This is a genomic window from Phytoactinopolyspora endophytica (assembly GCF_004138495.1).
Lineage (GTDB): Bacteria > Actinomycetota > Actinomycetes > Jiangellales > Jiangellaceae > Phytoactinopolyspora > Phytoactinopolyspora endophytica.
On sequence record NZ_ML142862.1, the window covers coordinates 84,017 to 90,655 of the forward strand.

The 6,639-nt window shown below is 66.8% G+C and carries 5 protein-coding genes and 1 pseudogene; all 6 read right to left on the bottom strand.

What is annotated here, in order from left to right; genetic code table 11:
- Window positions 1-687: pseudogene (locus ELR45_RS23640) on the bottom strand (alpha-L-arabinofuranosidase C-terminal domain-containing protein); the annotation flags it as partial.
- Between the two features lie 47 nt (window positions 688-734).
- The gene (locus tag ELR45_RS23645; protein WP_129668538.1) at window positions 735-1,367 is read right to left on the bottom strand and encodes a YesL family protein; all 633 of its coding nucleotides are present in this window, start codon (window positions 1,365-1,367) and stop codon (window positions 735-737) included.
- Window positions 1,360-3,150, bottom strand: a complete 1,791-nt coding sequence (locus ELR45_RS23650) for a glycoside hydrolase family 2 TIM barrel-domain containing protein (protein ID WP_205857139.1) — start codon at window positions 3,148-3,150, stop codon at window positions 1,360-1,362. The genes ELR45_RS23645 and ELR45_RS23650 overlap by 8 nt, the downstream gene beginning before the upstream one ends.
- A gap of 44 nt (window positions 3,151-3,194) precedes the next feature.
- Window positions 3,195-4,961 carry a glycoside hydrolase family 97 protein gene (locus ELR45_RS23655; RefSeq protein ID WP_129668540.1) on the bottom strand — a complete coding sequence of 589 codons (1,767 nt, stop codon included), beginning with the start codon at window positions 4,959-4,961 and terminating at the stop codon, window positions 3,195-3,197.
- Window positions 4,962-5,003: 42 nt separating this feature from the next.
- On the bottom strand, window positions 5,004-5,870 hold the full coding sequence (locus ELR45_RS23660) for a carbohydrate ABC transporter permease (RefSeq protein WP_205857140.1): 867 nt from the start codon (window positions 5,868-5,870) through the stop codon (window positions 5,004-5,006).
- 28 nt (window positions 5,871-5,898) lie between these two features.
- On the bottom strand, window positions 5,899-6,639 hold a 741-nt coding region (locus ELR45_RS23665; RefSeq protein WP_165368046.1), incomplete at its 5' end, for a carbohydrate ABC transporter permease.

Below are 6,639 nucleotides of genomic sequence, written 5' to 3' on the forward strand. Positions count from 1 at the left end.
CGGAGCGCCGACGCCTACCAGCCGGATGTCCGGGTCTACCAGTCGCATGAAGCGGGCGTGCTCGCTGGCGTCGGCGGCATACTGCTCTGCCGGGCGGTGACCCATCTGCCATTGGCCGTAGACCTCGTTGCCCACGCCCCAGTACCGAACCTTCCATGGCTCGGCCCGGCCGTTGGCGGTGCGATGCCTGGTCAGCGTCGTCTCCATCGCGGCGTTGGCGTACTCCACCCAGCGCACCGCCTCGTCGACGCCACGCGCCGAGTGCACCAGATACGGGTCGGCGCCGACGGCCTCGCACCAGGCCAGGAACTCGTCCGTGCCGAACCGGTTCGTCTCCCGGACTCCCCAGACCGGCTCCAGCCGGCTCGGGCGGTCGTCCCGCGGACCGATGCCGTCCTCCCAGTGGTAGGCAGACGTGAAGTTCCCGCCGGGCCAGCGGACCGGTCCGGGTTCCAGCTCCCGGCATAGCTCCAGCACATCCTCCCGGACACCCCGCAGCAGGCCGGGATCATCGACAGACAGCGGCGAGCCCTCGTCGAACACCCCGCCCTCGATGTTGCCGAAGAAGGCGGACTCGAGGAAGTGGCCGTAGATGTCGTCGTCGACCCTGCCCACCGGACGGCGGGTGTCGACGCTCACGACGGCCTCACGACCGGAAGCACGGTCCTCATGGTGAGGGTCAGGCATGTCAGAAGGCTCCAATCCAGAATTCCGTCACTCGTCCGGTCATTGCTTCACCGCTCGCGCGATGCTGTCGACGAGCTCAGTTCTGAGAGCTCCCGGACGCCGCGGCGCACGACCAGGGTCGCCAGCAGCGCGGGCAGCGCGGGGAAGAGTAAGGGCAGTGCGGCCGGGGCGATGAACCAGGCTCCGACGAGGAGAAACACGCTCACGATCGCGGCACCTACGGTCTGAAGCGGTTGCCGCCAGGCGATAGCGATGGTCGTCTTCCACGTGTCGGTCACGCCGAGGTCCAGATGCGTCACCGCGGCCGGCAGCTGCAACAGCGTGGCAATGTATCCGATGGCCAGGACCGTCGTGGCGACGGCGAACGGCGTACCGCGTGAGGCGATGAGATAGAACACGACCACGACGACGGTGAGCAGCGGCATACCGAGCACGAGTTGTGAGGACGGCAACGTCCGCCGCCACGTCGTCCAGAAGTCGCGCCATGCTCGCACCGGCTTCCCTTGCAGGTAATCGCGGAGCAGCGTGTACAGCGCCAGGGTCGCCGGTGCCAGCCCGGCAACGACGAGGCCCGCGAGCACGCCCACAATCCACAGCAGGTTCAAAACCACGAGGCGGACCGGCCACTCCAGGAACCCGTAGAGCCGGCCGTAGCGGCCGTCGAGCTCGACTTCAGCCATAACGACTCCTCGCGCGTTGTCGCGCAGCGGCGACCAGCTCCTGGGGTATGGATCGGCTGGACCGGGTCACGATCTCGCGGATCACCGCGAGCGGCAGCTTGGGCTCGCGTTCAGCGGTGAGGAGTCCGTTGTTCTCTTGCAGGGTGTCGGTCAGCTGGGTATAGCAGAATCCGGCCAGGCCCCGGGCATCCAAGAGCGCGGTAACGAGGTCCTCAAACTGCTCACGGAAGTTCTCCGCGGTGTCGGCGACGGCGTATCCGAACCATTTGTCGTCTCCGGACGGCCCGAACGACAGACCACCGAACTCACTGATCACCACCGGGCAACCGACGTGTGGGCGGTCGGAGACCAGGATCTTGCGCCCGAACGCCACACCGTCGACGGCGCTGCGCATCGCGTCCGGGTCGCCGTACGAATCACGGAGCACGGCTCCGCTCGGCGTGTAGTCGTGGATGCTGACGATGTCGCTTTCCGTGTGCTCCCAGCCGTCGTTGGAGATGACCGGCCGGGTCGGATCCAGTGCCTTGGTGAGGTGGACCAGGCCGGTGGCGACGCTCTGCTGCCGCGGCGAGGTAGCGATCTCCGGCACGCCCCAGCTCTCGTTGAGCGGCACCCAGGCGACGATGCACGGGTGACTCCGGTCGCGCCGGACGGCCTCCGCCCATTCCCGGGTGAGCCGGTCGACAGCCAGATCGGAGAACTCATGCGCGTTGGCCATCTCACCCCAGACGAGCAGACCCAGGCGGTCGCACCAGTACAGGAAGCGCGGATCCTCGACCTTCTGGTGGATGCGGACGCCGTTGAAGCCGAGCTCCTTGATCAGCTCCACTTCGCGGCGCAGCGCGTCGGCATCGGGAGCGGCGAGATGGGACTCCGGCCAGTACCCCTGCTCGAGCACGAGCCGCTGGAAGTACGGATTCCGGTTGAGAACGAATCGGTTGTCCCGGACCGAGACGCGGCGGAAGCCGACGTAGCTGTGCACCGTGTCCGTGAGGTCACCCGCGCGGAGTACGACGTTGGCGTCGAACAGGGTCGGCGAGTCCGGCCTCCACGTGAACGCTCCGGTGTGATCGCGCTGGACCGCCGGGACGCTCACCCGGAACGCCGCAGTCGGACCGGAGACGCTCGCGGTATGTGAGGCATAGACTTCGCCGTCCCGGGTGATCGTGACCTCGACCGTCGCGGCGGCCGACGGCTGGCCGTCGATCGTCACCTGGACATCGATGTCGCCGGTCAGGTCCGCGGTGAAGACGACGTCGCCGAGGCGTGTGGCGGGCGCGATCTCCAGCCAGACGGGCTGCCAGATTCCACTGGTGCGGTGGTACCAGATCCGCGACGGTTCCGCCGCCCATGCCTGCTTGCCACGTGGCTGACTCACGTCGGTGGGACGGTCCTCGGCCCGCACGACGAGCGACTGCTGGTCACGGGCCGGGTCGATGGCATCGGTGATGTCGGCGGAGAACGGGGTGTGTCCACCCTCGTGGTCGACCACGTGCTGACCGTTCAGCCATATCGATGCCCGATAATCGACCGCGCCGAAGTGCAGCAGCAGACGTTCACCGTCGGCGATTGCCGGGGTTTCGAGGTCGCGCTGGTACCAGAGGACCGGATGGAACGTCGGATCGTGAATCCCGGACAGCTTGGACTCTGGCGGGTACGGCACCTGAATCGACCGGTCGAACCGCTCCGGCCCGTCGCCGAACCAGCGCTCAGCCAACCCGGCGTCATCGTCGTCGTACGCGAACCGCCACACGCCGGTCAGGTCGGTCCAGCGCTCGCGCATGAAGCGAGGCCGGGGATGCGTCGAACGATCGAGCTCGGCGGACGTCATTTCGCGCTTCCCTTTGTGGCGACCCCAGCGAATCCGCCGTCGCGGACGAGGTCGAGCGTCAGGCTGTCACCCACGGACACCGTCTCCTCCCGCACGGTCAGGTCATCGTCGGCGGCGTCCTCGACGAGCCGCAGCCCGTAATTGCCGCCGGCCTCCAGGAAGTCCAGGTCGATGGTCACCCGACGGGCCAGCCCGGCGGCGATACCGCCCAGGAACCAGCGGTCGCCGTCGCGCCGTGCCATGACCACCAGTTCGCCCGGCCTTCCCGTGACCAGCTTCGTGTCGTCCCACACGGTTGGGACGGTGTCCAGGAACTCCTCGACGATCGGGCGTTCGGCGTAGGACTCGATGCTGTCGGCGAAGTGCTGCCAGCCCGACTCGAACACGACGGACAGCGCGAGTTCGTGCGCGTCGCTGGTCTCGCGGCGCGGGTGGGAGAAGGTCACCGGGGTGTAATCCATAGAGCCGACGGCGTTACGGGTGAACGGCACGATCGTGTTGTGCACCGGGCCGGGCGCATGCAGTGACGACATGTGTATGCCGTCGTCCGGTGCGGCGTACCGGACGTAATGCTCGGCACCTCGGATACCTTCGTAGGTCATGACGTGCGGCCAGGTGCGCTGCCGGCCCTTCGGGACCACCGAGCCGTGATAGTTGACCATCAGCCGGTTCGCGGCGGCGTCGCCGGCCAGCGCCTCATACCAGGCCATCCGGTCCTGCGTGTCGGAATCCATGAAGTCGACTTTGATGCCGGCCACTCCCCAGGACTTCCACCGCGGCAGCAACTCGTCGCGCTGTTCCTGCGTGGCCAGGTCGGTCCAGTGACTCCAGATCAGAATCCCGACGCCGCGCTCGGTGGCGTAGGTAACCAGGTCGGGCAGCCACGCCGGATCCCAGCGGGCGTCCACCAGTGTGTACTCCCAGCTGTGCTTGGCCGCGTAGTCGACGTACTCGCGCTGGCGGTCCGGGTCGGTCGGGCTGTATATCTGCGACCACCACGACCACGCCACCCGGCCGGGTTTGATCCAGGACGTGTCCTCCACCCGCGCCGGCGGATTGAGATCGGCGGTCAGGTCGGATTCGGTGACGGTGGCCAACGATCCGACGACTGCGACCCGCCACGGCGACGTCCACGGCAGCGCCACCGGCACCGAGTCCTGCGGCAGCGTGAGTTGGAACCGGCCGTCCTGGCCACTGACCAGGTGCGCGGCCGCATGCGTCTCGTCCACCCCTGCCTCGGCCAGCAGACACCAGGTGTCGTCGCCGGCGTCGACCAGCAGCGGCAGCCCATACTCCGTCCCCGGCGCCAGCTCGCCGACACCGAGGCCGCCACGCCACGGGCCCTCGTTGTTGTTCTGGTATGGCGACAACCAGGCCCGGGCGCCAGGGGCAAACACGAACTCGGCCTTGTCGGCCAGCACCGCCGACGTTCCGGCGCCGGGTAAACGGTACCGGTAGGCCACGCCGGTGTCGGCGGCCCGCACGTCCAACTCCATCTCCGATCCGCCGACGTCGAGCGTGAACGTCACCTCGGCGGCACGGTGCCGGTGCTCGCGGCGCTTACCGGTCGTCGTGGTGTACGACTCGTCGACCTCCCGGTCGCGCTGCCCGGTGATGGCGATCCGCTCGGCAGGTTGGTGAACGGCCACGACGTTTCGGCCGGCCCGCGTGATCCGTAGCGTCAAGCCGGACGAGTCATCCAAGCGCAGTTCAGCCGCCAGGTCGGCGGACGGCGCCGCTATGAGCCACGGTCCGTCGGTCACAGGTTCCTCCTAGATCGGTTCTCGACGATGAGATCTCGACGATCAATTCTTGACGGCGCCGGCGATGCCTTCGATGAAGAACTTCTGCAGCCACAGGAACACGACGACGATGGGGGCGATCGCGATCACGGCGGCTGCTGCCAGAGCGGACCAGTCGGTGCCGAACTCACCGAAGAATGAGTACATGCCGACACCGATGGTGCGCAGGTCCGGGCGGGTCAGCGTGAACACCAACGGCACCAGGAACGCGTTCCACGCTCCGATGATGTTGAAGATCGCCACGGTCCCGACCACCGGCTTGGCCAACGGCAGCATGATGCGTGCGTAGATCCGCGGGTGCCCGGCGCCGTCGATGGTGGCGGCTTCTTCCAGTTCCTTCGGCAACGCGGCGAAATAGCCCATGAACAGCAGGATCGCGACCACGTGCGCCGGACCTGCCATCGCCAGGATGACCCCGGCCAGGCTGTTGTTCAGCCCCAGTGAATCGATCAGCAAGAATACCGGGATGATGCTGTACCCGCTCGGCAGGAACATGGTCGCCACGAGCGCGCCGACAATAAGCTTCCTGCCCGGCATGTCGCCGCGACCAAGCCCATAGCCGGCCAGCGACGACACGATGATGACGATCGCCACCACACCGGCGGTGACCACGACCGTGTTGAAGAAGTACTGGCCGAAATTGCCGACGTCCCACGCCCGCTGGAAGTTGTCCAGCGTGAACACTTCCGGGATCAGTCGCAGCGCGTCGGCGAACGGCGACTCCGCCTTGAAGGCTGTCGACACCATCCAGATGAACGGGTAGACCCACAGGATCGCCAACGGCAACATCACCGCATGGGTGGGCAGCTGCCGCAGCCTACGCCACGAGCGCTTCTTCCGGCGCGGTGCCGCCTGCTCGCTACCGCTCACGGGAGCCTCCGTCGAAACCGTCATCGCTTCAGGCACCTCCTGCACCGGCCGTGTCGGCCGCCTTCCTGCCGCGGATCCGGCGCAATACGACGCCTTGAAGCGCCGCGATCAGCATCACGAGGACACCGAAGATGATCGCCGCGGCCGAGGCGAAGCCCATCCGCGGCGTGACCACGTCCGGATGGAACGCGAACCGGTAGATGTAGGTCTGGACGATGTCGGTGGCCAGGTTCGGGCCGCCCTGGGTCATCGCCCAGACGATGTCGAACGCGTTGAAGCTACGCACCGTCACCAGTAGCAGGATGATGACCCCTAGTGGGGCGATCATCGGCAGTGTGACGTGGCGTAGTTTCTGCCACCGGTTCACGCCGTCCACCGCGGCGGAGTCATAGATGTCCTGCGGGATCGTCTGTAGCGCCGCCAGCCAATACACAAGTATTACGCCGAGGTCCTTCCAGATGTCGATCGCGACGATTGTCGGCAGCGCTGTGGCGGCGTCGCCTAGGAAGTTCACCGGCATGTCGACGATGCCGGTGTCGGTGAGCCCGGCGTTGATCGCGCCCGGCGCCCAGGGGTTCAGCAAGATCACGAACACGATGCCTATCACTGCCGTCGTGGTGACTACCGGCAGGAAGATCAACACCCGATACAGGTTGCGACCGGTCAACTTGCGGTTGTTCAGCACCAACGCCAGCAACAACGCCAGCGGCGTCTGGATCACGATCGCACCCAGCGTGAACGCGAACGTGTTGCGGATCGATGACCAGAA